2 protein-coding genes are annotated in these 1,882 nt (G+C 73.7%); one reads left to right on the forward strand and one right to left on the reverse strand.

All coding sequences use genetic code 11. The features are described 5' to 3' along the window. A partial coding sequence (locus tag AB0J09_RS63750; RefSeq protein ID WP_360714112.1) for a response regulator transcription factor occupies window positions 1-349 on the forward strand: 349 nt, incomplete at its 5' end. A 243-nt stretch (window positions 350-592) separates the two neighbouring features. Here AB0J09_RS63750 and AB0J09_RS63755 read toward each other — a convergent pair. After that, on the reverse strand, window positions 593-1,753 hold the full coding sequence (locus AB0J09_RS63755) for a hypothetical protein (protein WP_360714114.1): 1,161 nt from the start codon (window positions 1,751-1,753) through the stop codon (window positions 593-595). Window positions 1,754-1,882: the final 129 nt, after the last annotated feature.

The following is a 1,882-nucleotide window of genomic DNA, read 5'->3' on the forward strand; positions in this document are numbered from 1 at the left end:
GGATCGGCAGGAGGCCGCGGCGCGGCTGGGTCGCGCACGCGAGCTGGCCGGGCGGCTGGGCGCGACACCGCTGCTGGAGCAGCTCGACGTCTTCGCGCGGCGGGCCCGGATCGGCGGCTCCGAGGAGGCGGCTGACGGGCATCCCCTGGGGTTGACTGCTCGGGAGCTGGAGGTGCTCCAGGAGGTGACGAACGGGCGGAGCAACCGGGAGATCGCCGAGGTGCTTTTCATTTCGGTCAAGACGGTGAGCGTGCACGTCTCCAACATCCTGGCCAAGCTGGGCGTCGCCACCCGAGGCGAGGCCGCCGCCACCGCCCACCGACTCCGGCTGTTCGACGTCCCCTTGTGATGGCGTGACAGACCGGTGTACGGCCGCCGCGACTGGCGCTAAATGGCGTGTGGCGGCGGCAGCGCTCCCCGCGTGCTCAGCGAGGCTGCGCTGCTCGGACGCTCAGCGAGGCTGCGCTCACCGCACGCCCTGCGACGCCCGCCTGGGGTGTCGGTGAGGATGCGCCCTGGCTCGGCGACCGCAGCGCGATCGAAGCCACCCTCCCGACTTAGCGGATGGTCGTTGAGTGGACTGGGGAGGCGGTCAGCCGGTTAGCTGGGCCTCCAGGCGGTAGCCGTCCACCGTGACGTACACCTGATCGCCGGGCCGGGCGTTCAGGCGCATCAGCACCGGCTGGAGGGAGTCGAAGACCGGCTGGTGGCCCTGCCAGACCAGGACGATGGCGTTGTCGCCCGGGCCCGTCACCGAGAGCAGTGTGCCGGGGCGCATGCCGAGCTGGGCCGCGTACCCCTCCGGGACCGGCACGGGGCCGCCCCGGAGGTGTTCCGGGGTAACCTCGATGCGCTGCCAGCGGCGCGGGTCCGAGGAGGGGCTGGGCAGCGGCGGAGGCGGCGTGGAAGGGGTGCCCGCCAGGCTGCCGGGGAGCATCGGCGAGCGGCCGCCCGACAGCGCCGACAGTGTGGCCAGCGCGGCGGAGGGGTCGATCGAGCTCCCCGAGGCCGTCGGGATGGGCTGGCCGCCCCGGTGGTGGTGGCCGTTGGCTCCAGGCGTGCGGCGGGGCAGGGGCTGGGCGGGCGACGGGGCCGAAGCGACAGGGTCGGCGGACTCCGGGGGCAGGGCGTCGAGCCAGGCCTTGGCGGAGTGGGCGCGGATGCCCAGCTCGGCCATCAGCTCCACGACGTCCGCGTCGGGCGGGCTCGCGGCCAGCAACTGCCTCGTACGTGCCTGCAGGCCGTGGAGATCGCCCACGACCAGCCAGCCGTCCTGGAAACGGCGGTCGGGCATGAGCGTCACCAGCACGCGCCAGAGCGGGGTACGCAGCGATGGGACCATCACGGGGTGGGCCGGGTCGGCGCCGATGAGCTGGTCTTCGGTGGCCGCCGCGCCGAGCCACTCGGTCAGGCGGAACATGTGGCCCGTGACCGGCGCGGACTCCGACGAACGCAGCCAGTTCAGCACGCGCTCCTCGGCGGTGCGCTGCGCCTGGGAGAGCGCGTCCCTCTCCACCAGCATCTTGTGGGCGAGCGTGCGCAGGCTCACCGGATCCTGGGCGAACAGCCGGTGCACGGCCACGGCCAGCTCCAGCTTGTCCAGGCTGCGGAACAGGCTGTCCACGACCCGGACCATCGCGTGGTCGGTGTCGGAGGGCACCGGACTGCTGGGCGACGCGCCGGGGACGGGCGTCGGATAACGCGAGGAGCTGCCGCCCTTGGAGGTGTCCGGCGTGCCGGGGATGGCGGGCATGGATCCGGTCGCGGGTCCGCCGGACGTGGAACCGGGGATGGCGGGCATCGACCCGGTTGCGGGTCCGCTGGACGTCGTGCCGGGGATGGCGGGCATCGACCCGGTCGAGGGCCCGCCGGACATCGGGCC

The sequence above is a fragment of the Nonomuraea sp. NPDC049784 genome, assembly GCF_040659615.1.
Taxonomy (GTDB): Bacteria; Actinomycetota; Actinomycetes; order Streptosporangiales; family Streptosporangiaceae; genus Nonomuraea.